This is a genomic window from Sorangiineae bacterium MSr11954 (assembly GCA_037157815.1).
GTDB classification, from domain to species: Bacteria; Myxococcota_A; Polyangia; order Polyangiales; family Polyangiaceae; genus Pendulispora; species Pendulispora albinea.
Window position 1 is genome coordinate 12,106,129 of sequence record CP089984.1, and the last position, 22,074, is coordinate 12,128,202.

The 22,074-nt window shown below is 67.5% G+C and carries 19 protein-coding genes and 1 pseudogene; 2 read left to right on the forward strand and 18 right to left on the reverse strand.

The genetic code is table 11. From position 1 onward, the window contains the following. Position 1 precedes the first annotated feature (1 nt). From LZC94_47965 to LZC94_48005, 9 genes are all read right to left on the reverse strand, one after another. Positions 2-949 (reverse strand): Gfo/Idh/MocA family oxidoreductase, encoded by a 948-nt coding sequence (locus LZC94_47965; GenBank protein ID WXB15546.1) that lies wholly within the window; start codon positions 947-949, stop codon positions 2-4. A 59-nt stretch (positions 950-1,008) separates the two neighbouring features. Next, a complete protein-coding gene (locus tag LZC94_47970; protein ID WXB20332.1) occupies positions 1,009-1,329 on the reverse strand; it encodes an AgmX/PglI C-terminal domain-containing protein in 321 nt (106 codons plus the stop codon). 1,545 nt (positions 1,330-2,874) lie between these two features. Further along, the gene (locus LZC94_47975) at positions 2,875-3,141 is read right to left on the reverse strand and encodes an immunity 74 family protein (protein WXB15547.1); all 267 of its coding nucleotides are present in this window, start codon (positions 3,139-3,141) and stop codon (positions 2,875-2,877) included. A 25-nt stretch (positions 3,142-3,166) separates the two neighbouring features. Then, complete coding sequence (locus tag LZC94_47980) at positions 3,167-3,940, reverse strand: hypothetical protein (GenBank protein ID WXB15548.1); 774 nt, start codon at positions 3,938-3,940, stop codon at positions 3,167-3,169. A gap of 125 nt (positions 3,941-4,065) precedes the next feature. Then, positions 4,066-4,524, reverse strand: coding sequence for a hypothetical protein (locus tag LZC94_47985; GenBank protein WXB15549.1), 459 nt, complete (start codon positions 4,522-4,524; stop codon positions 4,066-4,068). Further along, a complete protein-coding gene (locus LZC94_47990) occupies positions 4,521-5,663 on the reverse strand; it encodes a tetratricopeptide repeat protein (protein WXB15550.1) in 1,143 nt (380 codons plus the stop codon). Before LZC94_47990 ends, LZC94_47985 begins: the two co-directional genes overlap by 4 nt. Further along, a complete protein-coding gene (locus LZC94_47995; GenBank protein WXB15551.1) occupies positions 5,660-8,884 on the reverse strand; it encodes a tetratricopeptide repeat protein in 3,225 nt (1,074 codons plus the stop codon). Before LZC94_47995 ends, LZC94_47990 begins: the two co-directional genes overlap by 4 nt. Then, positions 8,881-10,713, reverse strand: coding sequence for a hypothetical protein (locus tag LZC94_48000; GenBank protein ID WXB15552.1), 1,833 nt, complete (start codon positions 10,711-10,713; stop codon positions 8,881-8,883). The genes LZC94_47995 and LZC94_48000 overlap by 4 nt, the downstream gene beginning before the upstream one ends. A gap of 19 nt (positions 10,714-10,732) precedes the next feature. Beyond that, positions 10,733-11,422 carry an outer membrane beta-barrel domain-containing protein gene (locus tag LZC94_48005; protein WXB15553.1) on the reverse strand — a complete coding sequence of 230 codons (690 nt, stop codon included), beginning with the start codon at positions 11,420-11,422 and terminating at the stop codon, positions 10,733-10,735. A 49-nt stretch (positions 11,423-11,471) separates the two neighbouring features. On the opposite strand from LZC94_48005, the pseudogene LZC94_48010 reads away from it, so the two are divergent. Beyond that, a pseudogene (locus tag LZC94_48010) lies at positions 11,472-12,194 on the forward strand (hydroxymethylpyrimidine/phosphomethylpyrimidine kinase). Between the two features lie 65 nt (positions 12,195-12,259). Here the strand turns inward: LZC94_48010 and LZC94_48015 are convergent. Further along, positions 12,260-12,865 carry a threonylcarbamoyl-AMP synthase gene (locus LZC94_48015; GenBank protein ID WXB15554.1) on the reverse strand — a complete coding sequence of 202 codons (606 nt, stop codon included), beginning with the start codon at positions 12,863-12,865 and terminating at the stop codon, positions 12,260-12,262. 28 nt (positions 12,866-12,893) lie between these two features. Between LZC94_48015 and LZC94_48020 the strand changes: the two genes are divergently transcribed. Further along, positions 12,894-13,832 carry a prepilin peptidase gene (locus LZC94_48020; GenBank protein ID WXB15555.1) on the forward strand — a complete coding sequence of 313 codons (939 nt, stop codon included), beginning with the start codon at positions 12,894-12,896 and terminating at the stop codon, positions 13,830-13,832. Positions 13,833-13,931: 99 nt separating this feature from the next. Here the strand turns inward: LZC94_48020 and LZC94_48025 are convergent, their stop codons facing one another. The 8 genes from LZC94_48025 to LZC94_48060 form a co-directional block, all read right to left on the reverse strand. Beyond that, on the reverse strand, positions 13,932-15,221 hold the full coding sequence (locus LZC94_48025; GenBank protein WXB15556.1) for a citrate synthase: 1,290 nt from the start codon (positions 15,219-15,221) through the stop codon (positions 13,932-13,934). A gap of 205 nt (positions 15,222-15,426) precedes the next feature. Further along, positions 15,427-16,284, reverse strand: coding sequence for a hypothetical protein (locus LZC94_48030; GenBank protein ID WXB15557.1), 858 nt, complete (start codon positions 16,282-16,284; stop codon positions 15,427-15,429). A 53-nt stretch (positions 16,285-16,337) separates the two neighbouring features. Further along, on the reverse strand, positions 16,338-17,447 hold the full coding sequence (locus LZC94_48035) for a DUF1554 domain-containing protein (protein ID WXB15558.1): 1,110 nt from the start codon (positions 17,445-17,447) through the stop codon (positions 16,338-16,340). An 87-nt stretch (positions 17,448-17,534) separates the two neighbouring features. After that, positions 17,535-18,533 (reverse strand): hypothetical protein, encoded by a 999-nt coding sequence (locus tag LZC94_48040; protein ID WXB15559.1) that lies wholly within the window; start codon positions 18,531-18,533, stop codon positions 17,535-17,537. Beyond that, positions 18,530-19,141, reverse strand: coding sequence for a sigma-70 family RNA polymerase sigma factor (locus LZC94_48045; protein WXB20333.1), 612 nt, complete (start codon positions 19,139-19,141; stop codon positions 18,530-18,532). The genes LZC94_48040 and LZC94_48045 overlap by 4 nt, the downstream gene beginning before the upstream one ends. Positions 19,142-19,150: 9 nt before the next feature. Continuing rightward, positions 19,151-20,275 (reverse strand): hypothetical protein, encoded by a 1,125-nt coding sequence (locus tag LZC94_48050; protein WXB15560.1) that lies wholly within the window; start codon positions 20,273-20,275, stop codon positions 19,151-19,153. Then, on the reverse strand, positions 20,275-21,033 hold the full coding sequence (locus LZC94_48055; protein ID WXB15561.1) for a 3'-5' exonuclease: 759 nt from the start codon (positions 21,031-21,033) through the stop codon (positions 20,275-20,277). Before LZC94_48055 ends, LZC94_48050 begins: the two co-directional genes overlap by 1 nt. Further along, on the reverse strand, positions 21,030-22,034 hold the full coding sequence (locus LZC94_48060) for a DsbA family protein (protein WXB15562.1): 1,005 nt from the start codon (positions 22,032-22,034) through the stop codon (positions 21,030-21,032). Before LZC94_48060 ends, LZC94_48055 begins: the two co-directional genes overlap by 4 nt. Positions 22,035-22,074 lie beyond the last annotated feature (40 nt).

The following is a 22,074-nucleotide window of genomic DNA, read 5'->3' on the forward strand; positions in this document are numbered from 1 at the left end:
TCTACTCGGCCGGATCGCCTGCGTAGCCGGCGTATTCCGCGACCTCGGCCGGCTGCGGCAGGGGCTGCGGCTTGCGAAGCAACGCCAACGACTTTTCCGCCAGTCGAACGGCGCGTGCGCCGTCGAGGCCCTCGGCGATCTCCGACGGCTTTCCATCGAGCGCATCGAAGACGGCGCGCGCTTGCGCGAGCAGCGGCTCCTCGGTCTCGAGCGGCACCTCGCGCTCGCGCGTCGTGGCCGTATCGCGCACGGTCAGGCGAAAGTGCAGAAGATCGCCGCGGTACGTCGCCCGGTCCGTGGTGACGAGCACCCAGCGTTCGCGTTCGCCCTCGCGCCCCACCCGGATGTGCGCGGGGCCGCGGCCGGTCGCGAGCAGCACGTCGGCCGCGTCTTCACGGCCGAAGGCGGCGTGCACCATGGCGCGGGAGCCGGTGACGTACGCGGCGAGATCGAGATCGTGGACGGCGAGGTTGAGCAGCAGGTCGCGCGCGCGCGCACGGCGGGACTCACCGCTCGGGGCGCTGGGCCTGGCGGCGGCCATGCGGCAGAACGTGGTTCGGAGGATGCTTTCGGGGCGCACTTCGCGGTGCAGGGCGCGCACCACGGGATTGAACCGCTCCGAGTGCCCGACGAAGAGCCGGCGCCCGCTTCGCTCCGCCGCATCGACCATGGCCGACGCTTCGTCCGCGGTGGCGCCGATGGGCTTCTCCACGAAGACATCGCGCCCCGCGCGCAGCGCGCGCAGCACCGTGCTCACATGGGCGGCGATGGGGGTGGCCACGAACACCACGTCGGCGTGGGCGATGGCCTCGGCCTCGGCGCTGTGCAAGGGCAGCGCGCTGTCGATGTCACGAACATCGTAGAACCCCGTGACGGTGGCTCGCTCCGGCAACGCGAGGAGCGCTCGCGCATGACGCTGCCCCATGGCGCCATATCCGATGAGGGCCACGCGACGGACGGTAGGTTTTCCTGCTCGAATCAATGCCGGATGGATCTAGTACACATCGACTACCCCCCGACGCCGAATTTGAAGGGGTAGTTCACGTTGGTCGACGTATCGCTGGTGGGGAACTTCCACGAACGGACCTGCCGCACCACGCATCCTTCGACCCGCGCATTGTCCAGGGTGCTCGATGCAACCGAAGCGCTCGTTACGCTTCCACTGCCCTCGATCTGCCATGAGACGGTCAGCCCGCCGCGCAGGTTGGGATTGCGCTGCGCCTCGCTCTCGTAGCATGCGCGCAGCGCGCCCTCGTGCGCGACCACCACGCGCCGCACTTGCTCGGGGGAGAGCCCGCCCTTCGCGGCCACCGCGCCGCCGGTGCTCACCTGCGCTTCGCGCGACCCGCCTCCGCCGTTTCCTTTGCCATTGCCGCTGCCGTTGCCGCGCCCTTGACCTCCTAGGCCGGGTCCGCCGGTCCCAGCGCCGCCGAGACCGCCGCCTCCGGTACCCAAGCCTCCGCCGGTTCCTAGGCCCGCGCCGGTGTTGAGGGTGCCCGCGCCAAACGGGACCCCGGCCGTGCGACCGCCGCCGCCCGCGTTGGTTCCCTTGAGGCCTGTCCCCGTTCCACCGCCGAGCAGGATGTTGGCGGAGTTGAGCCCCGAGAGCGCGTCGGCCACGCGGCCGAGCTTGTCGAGCTCGCGCTTGATCTCCTGGCCCGCATCGGATTCGAGCACCTCGCTCAAACCTCCGACGTGGTTCGAGGGGCGCACGGGACCATCGACCTCCGTGCGATCGGAGGGACCTTTCTTCCCGAGCTTTCCTTCGGGCCCCGGCATCTTCTTCCCGCCGCCTTGGTTTTTCTTGTCGTGCGCGCCCGGGTCTTTGACCCCCGTTCCTCCGGCCTGGGCGCTCGCCGCCGCCGCCGGGGGCGGAGGTTCTTCGAGGGAAGCGCGATGAACGCGGAAGCGCTCGGCGAATTCTTCGGGGCTCGCCAGCTCGATGGGCTTTGCAATCGGAGGCGGGGTGGTGAGCGCGCGCAGCAGGCCGATGCCGCCGAGGTGCAGCACCACGCTGGAGAAGATCGCCAAAAGGACGAGGAGCTCGATGCCCGACCAACCCTTCAGGTTTTTGTTGGGTGCGTCCGTGTACTGAAAAAAGAGCGAGAATAGCCCATATTGCAGTACACCGTAGTCGCCCGGCACAATGGGGATGGGCACCCCGCTTCGCGCGATCGAGAGCGCATCTTCATCGCGCCCCCGCAGCCGGAAAAATCCGCTGCGCACACCGCGCGCGTCGATCTCCCAGCCCCCGGGCGCGCCGCGCACCGGAACGGGGCTAATCTCGAGGCCATCGGGGATGGGCAGCGGCGGTCCGGCTTTTCCGTTGGACGTCGAGCCTTTGGCGCGCGCGCCGTCTTCGAACTCGAACGACTCGCCTCGCGACAGCGTTTTGACCGCGAGAACCGTCGTTCCCCAGGCGAGGGATACACGCAGATGCTGTGGTGCGATTCGGGCGGCGACCATGCTTCCGGTTGCTCGGCTGCTGGATCAAGCAAACGAGTCGTAGTCTTCAACAGTAGCAAAGGCTCGCCGCGAATGCGCCATCTCGTCGCGATCGATTGGCGGAATACGCCATCGTCCGCGATACTGTGTTTACCTCGGTCCCCCCAACGGTGTGGACTCGGGACCCCGCAACAGGGGCGTCAACGCCGTGTGCCGCAACCGGCGTCTCGGCCGTGAATTGCAACAGGCGTCGCCGCGGGACCCGCAGCAGGCGTCAACGCCGTGCACCCGCGACAGGCGTCTAGGCCGTGCATCGCAACAGGCGTCGCCGCGAGACCCCCGCGACAGGCGTCTAGGCCGTGCATCGCAACAGGCGTCGACGCGAGACTCCGCGACAGATGCCGACGCCGTGCACCGCGATGCGACGTTTTACGTCGGTTCACCTTCGACGGTGTAGTGCGTCCCTTTGGCATCGAAGTGGCGAAGGACCCCCGTCAAAATGTCCTTCTTTTGCGCCAAGTCCAGCGCGTCGCTTTGGTGCGGCGGGTCCCACGCGCGAATCGAGTTCGCGTAAATGAGGTAACCCGGGGAGCCGGGCGCAGGCAGATGACCTTCGCCTTGGATGGTCAGAGAGCGATCCCCGACCTGAACGCGGATATGGCCTCGCGTGACCTCGACGACTCGGATCGTGCTCATTTCGGGCGCTCCATCGTGATGACGATTACGGTCGGGTGTAGATGACCGTCTCCTTCTTCGTCTTCGGATCGATGGCGATGATCTGAGTCACGTTGGGGTTATTTTTCAAGGTCGGCATCTCCACCGTATCCCAAATGTTACCGGGCCGGCGGTTCTCGCCAAGCACCACGCGAACCGTGCCCGATGCTCCCTCGGCAAACTCGCGCGACTTATCCGTCCAGAACTTCTGCGCGGCGGGGCTCCAGTCGTCGTCGGCGGGGGTGGGGATCCCGCGTTGCTTGAGCACGTCGCCCAAGGTGACCGCGCCGTAGCCCCCGGCAATGTCGCTCGAGACTTGCGCGCCGCCGACACCATCCGTGTTCCCCGACCAGAAGACGGCCGTGTTGGGATCGGTGACGACAGGGTTGTTGGTCGTGGGGTTCGTCCCCGGCGGATTGCCCGGATCGCGGGGAACGTCATTGGGTCCGGGGGGGTCCGTGCGTCCACCCGGATCCGTCGTCCCCGTGCCATTTCCCGGCTGTCCATTGCCCGTGCCCGGCGTGCCAACGCCGTTACCGGGCGGCGGTGCATTGCCGCCCATGAGCACCGCTGTGGCGTTCGTCGCCGACTTGCCAGTGACACCGCCAAGCGCGCGGAATCCCATGGCAACCAAGAGCAAAATGGCGACGAGCAGAAGTGCGTATTCGACCGTCGAGACCCCGCGGCGATCGTGAAGGAGCGCGCGCCATCCTGCGAGCGCGCTGGCGCGGTAAGTACGTGAGAAAGTCGGTGTGGTGTTCGTAAGGGATTCGCGCTTCATGAACTCGCGTTAAGTTTCAGCAACATCCAGGCCCGCACGAAGCGGGAATGCTTCGATCTCCGTGCGATGCCGCGCGCCGCGAGCGCTTCGATTCGCCTTGGTTTACACGTCGATTCGCGCCGCTTCTACTCGCCCGTAAAATTCGGATCGCGCCGCGTCTCGGACAGCTCGCGCAGAAAGCTGCGGTGCCCGAGATCCTCGGCGGCGAACTCGGCCCGTACGCGCCGCAGGAAGTAGACGATCTGCGGGCTGCGGAGGCGCCCTTCGATCTCCAGCTCGCCAAAGCGAAGCACCTTCGTGCCCGAGTCGAGCGTCTTCACGTCGACCACGCCCGCGTCGCCGAGCGTTTCACGTCCGACGACGGCGGCAGGGGCGCTTCGTGGTGCCGATGCATCCACCGTGTCGGCGCTGGTCGCGGTCTCGCGAACCGGCTTGGTGATCCGCGGCTTTCCACCTTTGCCCGCGCCGCCTTTGTGGCGCGTTTGGGCGGAGCCCACGGCCGACGTGAGCGCGAGCACGCCCAATGTGACCGCCATGGTCAGCACGAACCCGAGCACCCACTTCGCTCGCTTCACCCGCTTCATTTGGCGGTCTCCTTCAGCAACCCCAAGTAGCGCTCGGCCTCGGCGCGGGCAGGGTGATCGCCAGGTGCATCGGAGAGAAAGCGCACGATGAGCGGCCGCGCGTCGGCCGGGCGCTTCAAAAATTCGATGTCCAGCACCGCCAGGTTGAACAGCGCGGCCACGTTGTGCGGCTCGCGCGCCAAGAGCCCCTCCAGCACCGAGCGCGCCTCGTCCCACTTGCCCGAGCGCTCGCGGCTCCCCTGACCGCGAAGCGCGGCGGCGAGGCCGATCTTTGCGTCGCCGTCCTCGGGGGACACGGCCAAAATGGCGCGGTACTGCTCCTCCGCCTTGGCGTATGCGCCCGCGCGCAACAGCACGCTGCCCATGTTGAGCCGCGCCGTCGTATCTTGCGGATCGTACTGCGCCGCCTTGGCGAACGCCGCGAACGCGCGCGCGTCGTCGCCGGCCGCGAGCAGCACCAGGCCCGTGGCCCGCTCCGCCACCGCGCTCTTGGCGTTCGCGGTGCGCGCTTGTTGCGTGAGGAGCTGCGCCATGTCGCGCTCGCCCTTGGCGAGGTGGCAGAGCGCGAGCTCCGCCAGGGCCGCCGCATCGCCGGGCCGCTTCACCAGGAGATCGCGCGCCTGCGACATGGCCTTGTCGAGCTGTCCGGAGTCACGCAGCGCCGCCACGTACCGCGCTTGGATATCGGGCGACTGCGGGTGCCGACGCAAATAGTCCCCGAGGATCTCCGCGCCCTCTTTGTTCTCGCCGCGCCGGCGCTCGACCTCGGCCAAGGCCATCACCACCTCGATGGCGTCGGGCGCGAGCTTGGCCGATCGGCGCAAGGCGTCCTCGGCCCCCGCCAGATCGCCGCCGCCGGCCATCACCACGCCCAAATCGTAGTGCGCCTCCCAGAGGTTCGGATCGAGCGCGATCGCCTCGCGAAAGAGCTGGATCGCGCGCTCGCGCCCGCTCGGCTCCTTGGCCGCCAGGGTCCCCTGCACCATTTTGGTGACCGCCGACGACTGGGGCGGCGGCACCACCTTCTTGGCGCTCGTGGCGACGGCCACCTTCTGCGGCGCGGACCCTCCGCACGCCGCGAGCAGCGCGCACGCGCACGTGAGCATGGCCGCCGCGGTCCGGGTCGCGCTGCGCATCATTTCTCACCTCGCCGGGGCGCTTCGAACAGCGGCGGAAATGGCGCCGCGGACACGGTGCGCACGTCGAAGCCGGTCTCGCGCAGCGGGGGATAGAGCTCGCCGTTGAGCCGTCCGAGCGCCTCGCGCATCTTGGCGGTCCATCGGTTGTAGATGCCCAAGTCGAGGGCCTTCTTCCACCCCGTCTCGTAGCTGTCGATGCTGCGCTCCTCCATGGGCACCACGAAGGATTCGATCTGCTGGCTGTACACTTCTTTGTCGGCGGCCGAGAGGCTCGGGGGCACCGGCGCCTCGCGCAGCGATTTGGCGAACGACTCGTACGCGTGCCCGATTTGATAAAGCGCGGCCGTCGTCCACTCGGCCACGCCGAGCGACACGGTGTCCAAAAAGACGGTGGAGGCTTGCTTCAAGAGCTCCGCCTTCTCCTTCAAGCGCGAGGAGAGCTGCTTCGTATCGCCTTGAATCTGAATCTTGTCGAATCGATTCAAGATGCGCTCCCCTTCGAGGTAGCGCGCCCGCGCCGCCGCATACCGGCCATCGGGCCCGAGCTCGCCTTTGTGGCGTTTGCCGAGGGCGACGGCGCTCTTCAACGATTCGCCGGCGCCTTTTTCGTCGCGCATTTGAATCTGCGCCAGCGCGAGGAGCACGTAACCCTGGACCCGGTGATCCAAGTTCTTCGTCTTGGACAAATAGCGATGGTAAAGCTCCGTCGCCTCCCGGTGGCGCCCCGCGTTTTGATGCGCCTGACCCATGAGAAATACGACCTCGTCCGAGTCGGACGTAGTTCCATATTGCGCCAAATACCGATTGCCATTGGCGACCGTTTTGTCGTTCTCCCCCAGCGCCGACCGGAGCACGACCGCGTTGTGCGCGGCGTCTTTGGTGTGCTCGAACCGCTGGTAATTCGGATACTCGCGCGTATTCGAGGACGCGATGGTCTCATCGAACTCCGCCGCCTCGGCGTAGAGCCCCATCGATTGAAAGGTGGTGGCCGCCGTCCACGCCCCCAGCGGCGACTCGGGCTTGTCCTTGTACTCGCGCCCCGTCACCAGCACCGCCGCCTCTTTCAAGGTGCCGAAGTCGCCCGCCTTCTGCGCCGCCAGCTCCGCGTTCACGCAGGCCTGCGCCGCCCGCGGATCGCGCGGAAATTCCCGGGCCGCGCGGAGGTATGCCTTGGCGGCCCCCGCGTGATCGCCGGCCGCCACCTTCTGCTCGCCCTGCTTGAAGACCGCCTGCACGATGAGCGCGTCGAGCTTGCGCTGCGTCTGCGCGTCTTGGAACGCGGGCGCCGTTTTGAGCCTTCGCGCCCACGTCTCGATGTTCTCGTAATCTTTGGAGCGATTGAACGAATCGAGAATGAGCTCGCCGGCGCCATGCGCATATTGGCTGCGGGGGAACTTTTCGAGGAGCGCGCCCCAAATCTTCACGGCCGAATCGTAGACGCCATTGTCGTAATAGAGCCTTCCTTGTCGGAAGAAGAGCTCCGGCAGCGCGGGATCGTTCGGATAGAGCTGCGCGTACAGATCGAGGGCCTCGGCGAATTTTTTGTCCGCCTCGCTCTCCTGGGCCGCGCCGCCCGTCTTTTTGCGGCGATCGAGCTCCGCGAAGCGCACCCGCTCCAGGGCGGCCAGCGCGTTGTAGATGGCGTCGTGGCGCATCGTCTTGAGCGGCTCGCGCTGCGCCTCCGCGTCGGGGATGCGCCGGGCCGCGAGCATGTAATGCGTGGCCGCGTCGGTGTCTTTGTCGAGGTGGTAAAAGTAAATATCGCCGAGGTAAAAATGAATTTGATACGCGGTGGGCGAGGACCCAAAACGGGATAAATAAACTTCGTAGAGGCCCGCGGCGCCCTCGAACTCGGCCCGGCTCGTTTTGTCGCGCTGCGCTTTGCCGTGGAGGTTCACGGCGTGCTCGCGGAGCTGCGCTTCGATGGCGGCGGTGGTGGAGCCGACCACTTGGGGATCGGTCTGGCTCTTCGCCCACGAGCTGCCCGCCGTGTACCCGGTGAGCGCGCGGGCGTAGGTGGCGCGGAGCCTCGGGTAGTCCTCGATGATGCTGTAGCACGCGGCGATGCGGAGCACCCAGAGGCCTGCGTCGCGGCTGGTCGGCTCGAGCTTGAGCAGGAGCTCGTACGCTTCGATGCTGCGCTCGTAGTGCGCTTGGTCGAAGAAGGTCTCGGCCAGCGCGCGCACGACCTTCCCGGCGAAGCGCTCGCCGCCGATCTTGGTGAGGAAGCCGTGGACGTCGGAGGCCGTGTTGCGCTCGTCCTCCGTGAACACCTCGACCAAGTACTTGAGCGCCTCGCCCTGGAGCTCGTCGAGCTGTTTGCGCTGGGCGGTGGTGGCGGCTTTGCCGCGGGTGTCGGTCACCTCGAAGACGCTGACGAACCTTCGGGCGGCCTCGTCGCTGTTTCCGATGCGCCAGTGGCACCAGGCGCTCTTGAAGAGGGCGAGGCCATAGAGATCGCTGTTCTTGAAGCGAAGGACTTGCTCGTATTCGGCCAGCGCGCCCGGATAATCGTATTTGCCGTAGAAGAGGGACTCCGCCTTCGCCATGTGCGCGTCGGGCGTAAAACGCGAGCGGGGGTACTCCTTCAAGATGCGCTCGAACCGGGTGAGCGCCTCGTCGGATTTGCCCTGCTCGGTGGCCAAGAAGCCATCGACGTAGAGCGCCAGATCGTAGTCCGTGAACGCGGGGTAATCGCGCAAAACGCGGCCGAAGAGCTCGCGCGCGGGCTGGTAATTGGGCTCCGGGGTGGGGCCGCGTTGGTCCGGCGGGCGCGTCTCCCAGGTTTTGAAGCGGGCGATGAACGCGTCGCGCTCCGCCTCCCATTTCAGCTCGCCCAAGCGGAGCAGGGCCTCCGGCATCTCCGCCGAATCGCGCGGCGACTCTTGCACGAAGGTGGTGAGCAGCCCGAGCGCCTCCTGCCGAAGCGTCTTGATCTGCGCGAGGTTCCGGTCGATGCGGGCCTCGAGCGATGCGCGCAATTGCTCGCGCATGGCGTCCGGTACGCGCGTCCCTTTGATGACGGGGATCGCGGAGCGCCGGCCCTGCTCCCTCCCCCCCCGCGGGAGGTTTGGGGTGGAGGAGCCGGAGGAGCTGGGTTGAACGGAGCGCTCGGCGGCAGCTTTTACGGTCTCCCGGCCCGGCGCCGCGCGCAGCGGGGCGGGCAAGGCGAGGAGGGCGAAGACGGCCGCGACCGTCCCTACGCGAGCGATCTTTCTCACCGCGGACCCTCGCCGCCGACGAACTCGTCGGGCCAGTCGTCGCCTTCGAAGGGCCAGTATTCTTCGTTGTCTTGCAGGTAGCGGGCGGCGTCGAGGGAGTCGAGGGCGCCGCGGGGGAGGATGCCGCTCTGGATGGCTTCGATCTCGACCTCGAGGGCGCGCTTGCGGCCGAGGACGGACTCGATGCGGGCCAGGCGCGCGCGCCGGAGCAAGCGCGAGAGGCGCCGATCGAGACGGCCGAGGGCGTCTTTGGCCAGCTCCGTTTCGGCTTGTGCGATCTCGCGGCGCACGGTGTCGATGCGCGATTGCAGCGGCGCGCTGGCGGTGAGGCCACGCGTCTCGCGATCGAGCACGGCGCGTTTGCGCGTGAGCATGCCGTACGTCGGGTTGATGCGAAGGAGCGCGGCGATGGTGGCGGCGGGGCCCGCGTCCGTGCCGGAGCGCGCGGCCGTGACGATGGACTGCATGGCGCGTTCGTCGGTCATGGTGCGGCGGGCCGTGTCACGCACCGGCTCGTAGCGGCGGATGAACGTGATGAGCTTTTGGTCGGCCTCCGGAAACTTGCATTGTGCAAGATCCACGTACGCATCGAGGATCCACGCCTCGTCCTCGTAGGCGTGGTGCACGCGCAGCGCTCGGAGCTCGTCGAGCAGCTCCCGCGCGCCCTGGTAGTCCTTCTTCTCGTAGCGGCCGGTGGCCGCCTCGTAGAGCGCCTCGGCGAGGCGATCGCTGTCGCGCGGCACCAAGTAGTAATAGTAACGCGAGTCGTCGAATCGAAACTGTTCGTGGGCCACGCGCCCCAGCGCGAGGCGCGCCAGATCGCGCACCGCGAAATAGTGCTCGTCCGCGAACACGCGGGTCGTGTGCGATTGGCGCATGGGGTCGGCCACTTTGCAAAAGAGGTTTTCGCCCTCCTTGTACCGGCCCTTTTCGACCGCGATGAGCCCTTGGAGGTACGTGGCCTGCGCCCAGAACCGCGAGCGCTGCGTGACCTGCCCGTAGGCCGCGAACGCACCCTCGGGGTCCCCCGCCGCCTCTCTGGCGCGACCCGTCAGGTACGCGATCTCACCGCGCGTCTCCTCGGGCGCCTGCGCCGGGACGGCGCGCAGATCGTCCGAAACCTTGGCGAACAGCTGCCCCTCGATGGCCATTTCGACCAAACGCCGCACCGCGCGGCGCGCATACGTGCCGCGGTTGTTCCACGCGCCGCGCGTGGTGAGGACGCGCCGCAAGTTGGTGCGCGCCGCCTCGTAAATTCCGGCGGTCGCATAGGCGTCGCCCAAGAGATAGACGGCCGCGCGTCCGGCGTCGTCCTCGGCGAAGGCCTCGAAGCGCGGGTGCTCGATCATGGCCGACAAGCGCACGATGGCTTCGTTGACCTTGCCCGAGTAGAGCAGCTCCTCCGCCTCCGCCACGCGGGTCTTCACGTCGTCCAGCCGCCATTGCGCGGGCGGCTGATTGGCAGCCGACGGCGCTCGGGCGCGGTCTTTGGCGATCTCGAAGAGCACTTGGTCGTGATCGACGGCCTCCGCATTGGGATCGCGCTCGCCGGGTGCGCCCCCATCGCCGGCCACGCCTCCGTCGGCCGCGCCCGCCCCAATGGCCGAAAACGGAGGCGGCATTTCGCTGGCCGGCGGGTTCAAAGGCGACAGCTTGGACGCGAGCTGCGTCGCCGGATGGTCGACCCGCTCGGCCGCCGCACCGGAAGAACCCGGGGCGCCCGGGGACGCCGGGCTCGCAGGCGCCGCCAGCACCAACGGCGCGGCCAGTACGAACGCGGCCGCCGTGCTCGCGGCAAGGAGCCCTAGGCACACGGCGCGCTTCTTCATCGTCCCCGATGGTGCCCTTTCAGCCGCCGAAGGGGAAGAAGATGCTGGGCCCGATGGTCACGATGATGTCGTTGACCAGGTGCTCTTCGCCCACGAGCACCTCCTTCAAAATATGGTCGCGAATGTCGAGGCGGACGCCAAACCACTTACCAAAGTACCACTTGGTCCCGAGCCCAAAGCTGCCGGTGATGCCGCGCGATGTCGTATCGTCAGTGAGGCCTGCCCCGATCGCGGCGTTGAAATCGAATCGGGTGATTCCGCCCCCCATCCAGCGGAGCTTCCCATAGGCAAATGACCACACCAGGTGCCCGAAATAGAGACGGCCGGGTTTGTCGGTGCGGTCCTCGACCTGCACCTGCGGATAGCGACGCTCGTAGCTGTCGGTCACCGAGGTGCGGAAGCGGGTGAAGGCCACGCTGGCCTCCAGCGCCAAGTCCTCGGAGAAGTGGAAGGTGTACGCGCCGCCCACGACCCAATTCGACGAATACAGGTCGGCTGCGTAATATCCTCCCATGCCGGAAAGTTCGTGCCGGAACGCCTTGGTGAAGAGTCGCTCCTGCACGCCGCGGTAATGCCGCCCGCCGACCAGCTCCTCTTTCAGAGCATCGTCCACGCATTGCGCGTGCGCGGTGCCTGCGAAGCCCGGCGTGAGAATCGTCGAAGCGGTGAGGGCGACGCTCGCTGCACCCGCCGTGAGCCACGCTCGCATGGAGCTTCTCAGGTAGCAGGACGAACGCGAAGGTGTCAATGTCGCGCCCATGCCTGCACGCGTGAATTCTCGACCCTGCGCCCTCGCCATCGGTGGACTCGATCCCGGAGGCGGCGCGGGGATTGCCGCCGATCTAAGGGCCTTCACCGCCGCGGGGGTGTTCGGCTGCGCCGCCTTGGCGGTGATCACGGTGCAATCGACCGGCGGCCTTCGAAGCGTGCGCTCCCTCGAGGCGCGGGAGGTGCTCGCCCAAGCGCGCGAAGTGATTCGCCATCAGAGGGTTCGAGCCTTCAAGCTGGGGGCGCTGGGCAGCATCGCCAATGTGCGCGCCGTCGGGCGGTTGCTCGCGTCGCATTTGGACATCCCCGCCGTCGTCGATCCCGTGATGTTCGCCACCCGCGGGCGCGCGCGCCTGCTCGATCGCACGGCGGTCGACGCTTTTTTGCGCGGGGTGCTCCCCCACGCCACCCTCCTCACGCCCAACGCCCCCGAGGCGGAGGTGCTCACCGGCTCGCGCATTCGAACCGTGGACGACGCGGTACGTGCGGCCGGGCAGCTGCGTGCGATGGGGGCTCGCGCCGTCTTGGTGAAGGGAGGACACCTCGAGGGCCGTGATGCCATCGACGTGCTCTCTGTGGGGGCCACGGTGCATCGGTTCCGTGCTCGCCGCATCGATGGTTTGGTGCTTCACGGCGGGGGGTGCGTGCTCGCATCGCTCATCGCCGGGCGGCTCGCGGGGGCCTCGTCGCACGGCGAGCGGGCGCTCGTGGAGGCGGTCGGTTGGGCGAAGCAGGCGCACCGCGCGGCGCTCGCGCGCGGGTGGAACGTGGACCGCCCTCAGACGAAATCTTCGGTGGAGCCCGCGCCCTCCCGCAAAACCTCGGGCGGCACCTTGGTCAAATCGATGACGGTGCTCGGGATCATCCCACCGGCCCCGGAGTCGATCACCAAGGCGAGGCCGTGAAATGTATCGCGGATCTCCCGCGGGTCGATGTACGGATCCTCCCCGGCGCGCTGCGCCGTGGTCGAGATGACCGGCCTCCCGAGCTCGCGGGTGATGGCGCGGATCACCTCGTGGTTCGGCACGCGGATGCCGACCGTCTTGCGCTTCGATTGAATGAGCTTCGGCACCTCGCGCGTGGCCTCCAGCACGAAACAGTAGGGTCCGGGCAGGTAGTGGCGAAGAATACGGTACGCTTGATTTTCGACGATGGCGTAACGCGCGATCTCGCTCAAATCGGGACAGACGAAGGCGAGCTTGTGCGACGAGTCAATCTGCTTGATGGCATAGAGCCGCTCGACGGCGCGCTTGTTCATCACGTCGCACCCGAGGCCATACACCGTGTCGGTGGGGTACCCGATCACCTCGCCGGCCTCGAGCGCCTCGACGGCGCGCCGAATCTTGCGGGGTTCCGGATGATCCGGGCTGATCTCGAGGAGCATCGCGGCGCATGATAGACATGTTGCCCGGATGACGTTGAACGAAATCCCCCTCGGGTTCTCCCGGACGTGCGTGATTGTCTTCGGGCTCCTTTGGGGGAGCTTTCTCAACGTGGTCATCTACCGCGTGCCACGCGAGCTCTCCATCGTGCGCCCGCGATCCCGCTGCCCCGCGTGCGAGGCCCCCATCGCGGCCTACGACAACGTGCCCGTGCTCTCGTACCTGATCTTGCGGGGTCGCGCGCGATGCTGCGGCGCGAAGGTGAGCCCGCGCTACCCGCTGGTGGAGGTGCTCGCCGCAGCGCTCTCGCTCGCCATCTTCGAGCTCTTGGTGCGCCCGCTTCACGCGGACTCGTCGCTCGGCACGGCCGCGATCGTTTACTTGGTCGATTTGACCTTGGGCCTGGGATTGCTCGCGGCCGCCTTTATCGATGCGGAATACATGTATTTGCCGGACCCCATCACCCTGGGTGGGGCCTTGCTCGGCATCGTCACCGCGCCCTACCGCGGGAGCTCGTACCTGGAGTCCGGCATCTCGGCGGCGGTCGCGTTCGTGGGCATATGGCTGCCGTTCCATGTGATCTACAAGGCGGTGCGCGGGCGCGCGGGCATCGGGCTGGGCGATGCGAAGCTCTTGGCGCTCGCGGCCGCGTGGTTCGGCATCTTTCCGGCCACGCTCTTCGTTCTCTTTGCGGGGTCGATCCAGGGCGCCCTCTGGGCGGGGGTCGTCTATTTGGTGCGCGGGCGCATCGACGAGCCGCAGGCGGTCAAGGAGGACCGCGAGGAGCTCCAACGCGCCGCCGCCGAAGGCGATGAAGAGGCGCGCGCGCTCCTCAAAGAAGATCCGCTGGGTGAGGCGCCCGAGGGGATCGGTCAGGCCCCCATTGCGTTTGGGCCGTTCCTCATTTTGGGGATCCTGGAGTACCTGTTCTTGGGCGATCTGCTGATGGAGTGGATCCTGGGGACCTGATCGCGCACGAAACGAATCGCCACGAAACGAATCGCGCACAAAACGAAAACGGCGGGCTCGGAGGCCCGCCGTTGCGCGCTGGCGCTTTACGTTCGCAGGTTACTTGCGCTGGTCGATGGGGACGTACGGGGTGAGGGTGGGGCCCGTGTAGATCTGGCGCGGGCGGCCGATCTTCGTCTGCGGATCGTCCATCATTTCCTTCCAGTGGGCGATCCAACCGGGGAGGCGCCCGAGGGCGAAGAGGACGGTGAACATGTTGGTCGGGAAGCCGAGCGCGCGGTAGATGATTCCCGAGTAGAAGTCGACATTGGGGTACAGCTTGCGCTCGACGAAGTAGCTGTCTTTGAGCGCCGCTTCCTCGAGGCCCTTGGCGATGTCGAGGAGGGCATCGTTGCCCTTCTTGGCCAGCACTTGGTCGGCGCACGCCTTGATGAGCTTCGCGCGCGGGTCGAAGTTCTTGTAGACGCGGTGGCCAAAGCCCATGAGGCGGAAGGTGGACGATTTATCCTTCGCCATCGCGATGTACTTGCTCACGTCTCCACCGTCGCGCTGGATGGAGTCGAGCATCTCGATGACCTCCTGGTTCGCGCCGCCGTGAAGCGGGCCCCAGAGCGCGCAGATGCCTGCCGAAATCGAGGCGAACAGGTTGGCCTTCGAGCTGCCGACGAGCCGCACGGTCGATGTCGAACAGTTTTGTTCGTGGTCCGCGTGCAGAATGAGAAGGACGTTCAGAACCTTCTCGATGTCGGGATCGATCTCGTAGGGCTCGGCCGGAACGCTGAACATCATGTTCAGGAAGTTCGCGCAGTAACGCAGCGAATTCTTCGGGTAGACGAACGGCTGGCCAATCGACTTTTTGTACGCGAACGCCGCGATGGTGCGGACCTTGGCGAGCAGGCGCGCGATGGTGATGTCGATGAGGTCCTTGTTGTCCACATCGAGCGCGTCGGGGTAGTAGCTCGAGAGCGAGCAGACCATCGACGAGAGGACCGCCATCGGGTGCGCGGTCGACGGGAAGCCGTCGAAGAAGCGCTTCATATCCTCGTGGATGAGGGAGTGGCGCGTGAGCAAAGTGGAAAAACGAGTCAGCTCTGCCCTGTCGGGGAGGTGCCCGTAGATGAGCAAATAGCTGGTCTCCACGAAGGTGGAGTGCTCAGCGAGCTCTTCGATCGGGATGCCGCGGTAGCGTAAAATTCCCTTTTCCCCGTCGAGGTACGTGATGGCGCTCTTGGTCGAGGCCGTATTCATGTACGCGGGGTCGATGGTGACCAGGCCGGTTTTGGCCCTCAAATTGGCGATGTCAATCGCTTTTTCATTCTCGCTCCCCACCACGATGGGGGCTTCGAACTTCACTGTGTCGCTGACCTTCAGTTCGACCTTCTCGGACACGGCGGCCTCCGGCAGGGTTTAGTCGCGTCGCGCCATGTTCGTACAACTAGGGCACGCGCAGGATGACCTATCGCGTCAGGAGCATAGTGAAAAGCACAAACGAGCGCCAGGCAGGAGTCGAGGTCCAGCGCAAAAGTTCCGACCGTCTCTACGCGCGCAGTTTGCGCGCAGTTCCTACGCTTTCGGAGCGCAATTCCTACGGCCTTCAGAACTGGATGCCGACGGTGGGCGCGAACGTGAAGACGCCCGTCCATTTGCTCGAGGGGCCATACTGTTCGAAGGATCGCGCGGCGCCGGCGCCCACCGGGATCTGAATCACCAGCTGCTTGTATTCGATGAAACCGCCAAGAGCTCCGCCCACGTGGATGCCGGTGGTGTTGCCGAACCAGAGCTGCGGCTGCACGAGAAACAGCGGGCCGCCACGGACCCCGTCGGCCTTGCCGAAGCGCGCGCGGTATCCGAGATCGAGGCCCACCTCGGGGGTGGTCGTTTTCTCGTAGAAGACCACGCCTGCGCGCGCGCCGAGCACCGCGGCGTGCTGCCCTCCGAGTTGCACCTGGAAGGCGCTGAGAAAACCCGACGCGCTCGATGAGTTCGAGCTTTGGAAGAGCGGCCCGATGTGGAGCCCGGCGCGCGCGAACGACTCTTCGTCGCGCGGCTGCTGCGCCGCGGGCGCGGGTGACGATGCGGAGGGATCGGCGGCGGGTGTGCCATCGTTCGCGCGGGCGGGGGACGCGGTGGAGGTCGCCGGCGAAGCGAGGGTGCACTCACCGTTTGCGAGGCACTTCTCGCCGGCGCCGCAGGGCGGATTGCATCGGCTGACGCACTGGCCATGCGGCGAGCAGACGTAGCCCGAGCGGCACGCGGGGAAGCAGCCGTTCGTGTCGACGCGCACCATGGGATCGGCGTGCGCGACGCGCGCGATCGCGGGGATGCTCGAGAAGGGCAGGACGAAGAAAACGGCGAAGAAGACGGAAACGAAGACGAGGAAGACGCGCGCGAAGGGGGCGTGCGCGCGCGTTGGCCGCGGGGCGCGGAGGGCCATGAAGGTCATGCGATTCATGCAGTTCATGAGAGCGGAGTTGTCGTCCGGGGCGAATTTCCGTCAGGAGCCGCTCATTGTTCGAAGCAATAAAGGTGGGCCTCTTTGTCGCACGATTTGACCCCCGCCGCCGTCCATTTGCCCTCTGCGAGCTGGCCAACGATGCCGGCGTAGCCGCTCTCGTTCGGGTCGCTCGAGGCGAACCGGCGGCAATGGTTCTCCGTGGGCGCTCCGCTCGGGTAGGTGCCGGTCCACACGTGCGTATCGGCGGGCACCTCGCGATTCGATTCATCGCGATCGATGGCGTGCTCCAGCCCCGTGAGGAGCTGTGCCCTCGACGAAACGACGACGGTGGTCCGGTCGACGAGCGTCCAAGAATCGGCGCGCGTGGCGAGGCGGTCGTACGCGCGTAGCCGGGGGGTTGCTTGGTAGTCGGAGATCCAGGCGCGCCAGTGGCCACCGAGGTTCGCCGCGTTGGCCGAGTTGGTGCAAAGCTTGTCGGCTTCCTCGAGCATCTTGCCGGTCTGGCTCGCGAAATTACCGCGGAACGCCGCGGAGGTGACGAACGCGCGCTTGCGCGGGGAGGCTCTCTGCTCGAAGCAAAGGAGACGTTTCCGGTACGCACAAGCGTCCGCGCCGGTCGAGGCCACGCTCCAGGACGAGCAGTCCTGTCCGGACCCGCGCCCGCTCTCGAGCGTTCCGGACCAATGGTCGGGGACGAAGTACGCCTCGGGCATGCCGTATTCGTCCGTGAGCGGTTCCAGCGGCCGGGTACCGATGGTCGCGCGATCGCGAAATGCGATTCGTTGGGCCGTGCGCTGCGCCGTGACCGTCCACCACGGGCTGTCGTTGTCGATGCGATCGATGGCGTCGATATTTCGATCCGAGAGCCACGCCGCCCACGTTCCACCGAGCCGCGCGCCGTCGGCGGCGAGCTGGCACAGAGCATCGCCTCCTTCCATGCCGCCGGGGCGCTTCGCCTCGAATTGGAAATTGGAGGAGTACGACGTGCGCGTAAAGAAGACGCGCATCGGCGCCGGAGGGTTTCCGTCGGTGCCGGGCGGGCCTCCATCCCCATCGCCTCCACCGGGCGGACGGTCGCCCAGATCCTGTGCGGTGGTGCACGATAAGGGCAAGGCCGTGATGGTCGAGGCCAAGAGGCAAGCTATCCAAGTTCGGTTCATGTTGCGTCCTCGTGCAGGTCGTACGGTGAGGATGTCCATTGGCTCCCCTCCCGGTGATCGAGCATTGTCACGGGCAACGCGAATCCGTCACGGAGGAGCGGCGAGCGCGCTATCGATGGTCGGCAGCAAGATGCTCTGCGGGTACTTCTTGCGAAAAGCTTCCGCGCGGCGGCGAGCCTCGTCCCGGCGGCCTGCGAGGGCGAGCGCCTGCACGAGCACGGCGTCCCGTTCTTCGACGAGGTAGCCGCGCGGCCACTTTTGCGTATGACGCTCCGCCGCGGTGAGGGCATCCTCGGGACGTCCCCGCGCGATGGCGGCGCGCGCGGCGTCGAGCAGCTCGCGTTCGCGGGTGAGATCGCCGCGTACCTCGGCGGGTGGCGCGGCGGGCTGCGTTTCGGCGCGCGGCGCGTTCGTCGGCGGGCGCAGGGAGGCTATGGGCTCGGTGGGAGGTGGTTCGGTCGATGCGGGCGGTTCGGCCGGCGCGGCGGGGTCGCTCGACGCGGCGGAGGCGGCCGGGGTGGGGGGCGCGGAAGGTGTAAGATGCACCTTTTCGCCCGTGGCCGTGGCGGTGGGATGCGTTGCGATCTCGTTCTTCACGACCACGCCGCCGACCGCCCCTCCGGCGACGAAGGCCGATACGGTCGCGGCGACCAAGGTGCGAAGGCCAACGCCGGCCATGTGTGCGCCTGCCGTTGCTGCGACGGCGCCGACCCCTGCGCCGCTGGCCCCCGCACCGCCGAGTGCCCCGCCGCCGAGTGCCCCGCCGCCGAGTGCCGCCCCGCCGCCGAGTGCCGCACCTGGGCCGCCGTCCGCGGCCGTTGGAGATGCGCTGCCCGGCGCAGGTCCGCCGCTAGGCGCAGGTCCGCCGCTAGGCGCAGGTCCGCCGCCCGGCGCGTCTCCGCCACCGGACGGGTCTCCGCCGCCCGGCGCAGGTCCGCCCCCGGGCGGCAGGCCGCCGAGGGCCACGGCCAATTCGACGTGGGAGAGGATGCGCGCCTTGAGGGCAGGATCGTCCTGGTAGGCCCGCTTCTCGCGCTCGAAGAGCGCCGCCAGATCCGGAGCGAGGGACTCGATTTCGTCGCTCATGGCGCGCTCCTCGTGCCGTTTCGGTTGTCGAGCCGGGCGATGGCCTCCCGGAAATCTTCCCGGGCCAAGCGCAAGCGCGAGTAAACGGTGTTCAACGGGATTCCCAGCTGCTCGGCGACCTCCGGGGCGGCGAAGCCTTCGAGATCGCACATCACGATCACCGTCCGCCGATCGAAGTCGAGCGCCTCGAGCCCGCGCAGCACCAGATCGCGTGCCTCGCCATCTTCGCTTCGTGACGCGGGCCGGCGTTCGAGCACATCGTCGGAGACGTGTCCGCGGACGCGCGCCAGCCGGCGGTAGTTGGCGGCGAAGCGGAGGGAGAACGAGAAGAGCCATGTGCGCAGGGGACGGGAAGGGTCGTATTCGCCATGGCGTTGGTGAACCGTTACGAACAACTCTTGGGCGACGTCTTGAAGATCGGCCTCGCGCACGCCCAGGCGGCGGAGCGATCGGCATACGAAGCCGAACTCCGACTCGAAGATGGCTCGAAACGTCGCGGAGAGGACCGCGGGTGCCGGTCCGTGCGTGGAAGGTGGCGCTGCCTCCTGCATTGTCGCGGGGAGCGCGCTTCCATCACGGGACGGTTCGCTGGCGCCGTCGCGGATCATCGTCACGGCTCATCGTAGGGTAACGACGAGCGCGAGGTCCACCCCAGCGGTTCCTGGCGGTGCCGTCCATACCCCGGTGCCGTCGATCTTGAGCGTGGTGCGCACCAGCGGCAGCGCGCCCTCGATCGCGGCGCGAATGGCCACGATCTTCGTGATCGAGAGCGCATACCCACCGCGCAGCCCCACGGCGCCGAAGGTCGATGTGCCAAGGCTCGGCCGCACCACGTCCGGCGCCCGACCTTGAAAGGCACCGATGCGTCCGACGGCGCACCCGAGCCATCCACCGAAGTGCACGCACGGGAGCAGCGCGCCCGAGTACACGGTGGCCTCCACCCGATCGCCCGAGTCGACGGTGGCCGTGCTCGGCGTCCACTCCACCCGGCCCTCGGCCGAGAGCGAAAAGGCGCCGTAGCGAAACCCGATATCCATGGCGCCGCCAAAGGTCGGCGCCGGCGCCAGCGCAAAGGAGGCGACCGGTCCCACCGACGCCACGAAAGCCACGCGCTCGCCCGGCGCAGCGTGCGCTTCACGCGGCGGCGGCGCTGCGCGCGCGGACGAAGATTCGCGCGGCGGCGCGGACTCGCGCGGCGCGGGGTTCTCTTGCGGCGGCTGCGATCCCGGAGCTTGCTCGATGAAGACGACGGTCGGCCCGGCCGGCGGCGTCTCGGCCTTCGGATTGGGCAAGGGCGGCAGCGACGTCTCGCCCGACGCCCCGCGCACCGGATCGAGCGCCATCGCCACCGTCGTTGCAAGGGCCGCGGCCAGCGGCTCACACGCTTCGCCCGCCAGCTCGCGCGCGCCCGCCGCCTGCGGCGCCCCGCCAGGCTCGCGGCCCGATCCCTGCGCCGGGCCCGCCCGCCGCACTTCGGCGCGCGCACGGATCCGTCCGCGCTCCTTTTGCAGCTTCACGGTGACGGCGTGGCGCCCGTCGGGGCGAAAGGGATCGTAGCCGAGTCGCGCGGCCACCAAGTTGCGGAACGATGATTCGTCCGGGCACACGGGGGCGTCTGGCGCTTGGTAGACCAGGCGCGCCGTTTCATGCTCGGCGGCATCCGGGCCATCGGCGGCGAAGGCCGAGGGCCCGGCGAAAACGGCGGCGACCGCGATGCAACCGCCCAGGGTCGCCGCGCGCATCAGTTCTTCCAGAAGCGGCGCTCGTCCGACTGGAGCAAGGCGAGGCGCCTTTGCTCTTGCATGATGGCGCCGTAGGTGCGCGGCACGCGCGTATCGTTGGCGAGGCTGTAGAAGACGCGGAGGGCGGCCTCGGCGTCGTCGTTGGCGCGGTGCGCGTTCTCGAGCGCGATCCCCAGGCGCTGCGCGACCTCACCGAGCGCCTTGGACTTCTCTTCCTTGTGAATCTCGCGCGCCCACACCAGCGGGTCGATCCAGTCCACGTCGCGGCGCAGCGCGGGGGCTTGCTTCGACTCGGGGCCTCCCGCGCTCGCCTGCGGTCCGCTGCGCGCGAACTCGTTCGCCAGAAAGGCGCGGTCGAACGCCGCGTTGTAGGCGGCCGGGATGCAGCCCGCGAGCGCGGCCGCGATCTCGTGCGCGATCTCGTGGAAGCGCGGCGAGTCCTTCACGTCGTCGTCGCTGATATGGTGGACCTGGCGCGCCTCTTCCGGGATGGGGACGCCCGGGTTGATCAGCCAATTGTAGCGGGCGATCACCTCGCCATGGCGCCCGACCACCACGCCGACCTCCACCACCCGATCCACCGAAGCATCGCGGCCCGTGGTCTCGACGTCGATCACGGCGATGGGAATTTCGGACCACGATCCATCGCCCGCAAACTCCTCCGCCAAGCCGCGTACGACGGCGCGAAGGAGGTGCGCGATGCCTGCGTAATGTCGTCCGGTGGGAAAACAACCACAGCCGTCGACGACGACTCTCATTTCTTGGCGTCCACGGCGCGTCCGGAATGGGCGCCCGCAGGCGTAGCGGTCGAAGCGTCCGGCGCCGACGCCGCGGCGGCGGGCGCCTTGGGATCGATGCCGTTCATCGCGAGCTCCGTCGCGATCCAGTCTTTCAGCCCCGATTCGGCGGTGCGCGGATCGAACTCGCGCCCGTTGATGTAGATGGTGGGCGTCCCGCGGACCTGCAGCGCGTCGGCCAGCTTCTTGTCGGCGGCCAGGCGCTCGGTGGCCGCGGCGGAGGCGGCATCGGCCTTGAACTTGGCCACGTCGAGGCCCAGCTCCTTGGCGTAGCTCTCCAGATCGCTCTGCTCGAGGTGCTCGCGGTTGGCGAACATCTTCTTGTCCATCTCCCAGAACTTGCCCTGCTTCCAGGCGGCGAACCCGGCGCGCGCGGCAATTTCACCGTGGGGGTGCCCCGGCAGCGGCATGAACTTGTAAACGAAGCGCACCCGGCTCTGGTTATCCTCCACCGTCTTGTCGAGGATGGGCGCGAACATGGCGCAGAATGGGCACTCGAAGTCGGCGAATTCGACGATGGTCACCGGCGCCGACTCGGGGCCGCGCGTGGGCGAGCCCTCGATGGGCACGTTCTTGATGTTGGCCGCGTCGAAGCGGTTCTTGTACGACTTTTCGATCTGGTCGCGCGCTTGCCCGTCGCGCACGCCCTTCACCAGGAACTTGGCGGCCGGAACGCACTTGGCGCACGCGCGCTTCTCTTTGACACACTGAGCAATCGGCACCGGCGTGTCCGCGCACGGCGAGAGGAACTCGTTCACGTACGTGGACCACTCCCCCTTTTCGCGGGGGGTGAGCACGCTGGTGTCCACGCCCGGCAGGTTGACATCGGCCGGGGTTTGCGGGTCCTTGGCGGTTTCGCCGGCGCCGCCACTTGCAGAGGATCCGTGGCACGCGGCTGTCCGCATCACCGAGCCCAGCGCCGCGACGAGGAGGAGACCTGCCTTGAAATGTGCGAAAGTCATGAGGCCGGGCGAAGCTTAGTCGCTGTCGCAGCAAAATCGT

What these genes read in the sequence shown, in the direction of transcription:
- LZC94_47975 (WXB15547.1), bottom strand. Translation starts at nt 3,141, where the DNA reads ATGAGCACGATCCGAGTCGTCGAGGTCACGCGAGGCCATATCCGCGTT.
- LZC94_47980 (WXB15548.1), bottom strand. Translation starts at nt 3,940, where the DNA reads ATGAAGCGCGAATCCCTTACGAACACCACACCGACTTTCTCACGTACT.
- LZC94_47985 (WXB15549.1), bottom strand. Translation starts at nt 4,524, where the DNA reads ATGAAGCGGGTGAAGCGAGCGAAGTGGGTGCTCGGGTTCGTGCTGACC.
- LZC94_47990 (WXB15550.1), bottom strand. Translation starts at nt 5,663, where the DNA reads ATGATGCGCAGCGCGACCCGGACCGCGGCGGCCATGCTCACGTGCGCG.
- LZC94_48000 (WXB15552.1), bottom strand. Translation starts at nt 10,713, where the DNA reads ATGAAGAAGCGCGCCGTGTGCCTAGGGCTCCTTGCCGCGAGCACGGCG.
- LZC94_48005 (WXB15553.1), bottom strand. Translation starts at nt 11,422, where the DNA reads ATGCGAGCGTGGCTCACGGCGGGTGCAGCGAGCGTCGCCCTCACCGCT.
- LZC94_48015 (WXB15554.1), bottom strand. Translation starts at nt 12,865, where the DNA reads ATGCTCCTCGAGATCAGCCCGGATCATCCGGAACCCCGCAAGATTCGG.
- LZC94_48020 (WXB15555.1), top strand. Translation starts at nt 12,894, where the DNA reads ATGACGTTGAACGAAATCCCCCTCGGGTTCTCCCGGACGTGCGTGATT.
- LZC94_48030 (WXB15557.1), bottom strand. Translation starts at nt 16,284, where the DNA reads ATGAATCGCATGACCTTCATGGCCCTCCGCGCCCCGCGGCCAACGCGC.
- LZC94_48035 (WXB15558.1), bottom strand. Translation starts at nt 17,447, where the DNA reads ATGAACCGAACTTGGATAGCTTGCCTCTTGGCCTCGACCATCACGGCC.
- LZC94_48040 (WXB15559.1), bottom strand. Translation starts at nt 18,533, where the DNA reads ATGAGCGACGAAATCGAGTCCCTCGCTCCGGATCTGGCGGCGCTCTTC.
- LZC94_48045 (WXB20333.1), bottom strand. Translation starts at nt 19,141, where the DNA reads ATGATCCGCGACGGCGCCAGCGAACCGTCCCGTGATGGAAGCGCGCTC.
- LZC94_48050 (WXB15560.1), bottom strand. Translation starts at nt 20,275, where the DNA reads ATGCGCGCGGCGACCCTGGGCGGTTGCATCGCGGTCGCCGCCGTTTTC.
- LZC94_48055 (WXB15561.1), bottom strand. Translation starts at nt 21,033, where the DNA reads ATGAGAGTCGTCGTCGACGGCTGTGGTTGTTTTCCCACCGGACGACAT.
- LZC94_48060 (WXB15562.1), bottom strand. Translation starts at nt 22,034, where the DNA reads ATGACTTTCGCACATTTCAAGGCAGGTCTCCTCCTCGTCGCGGCGCTG.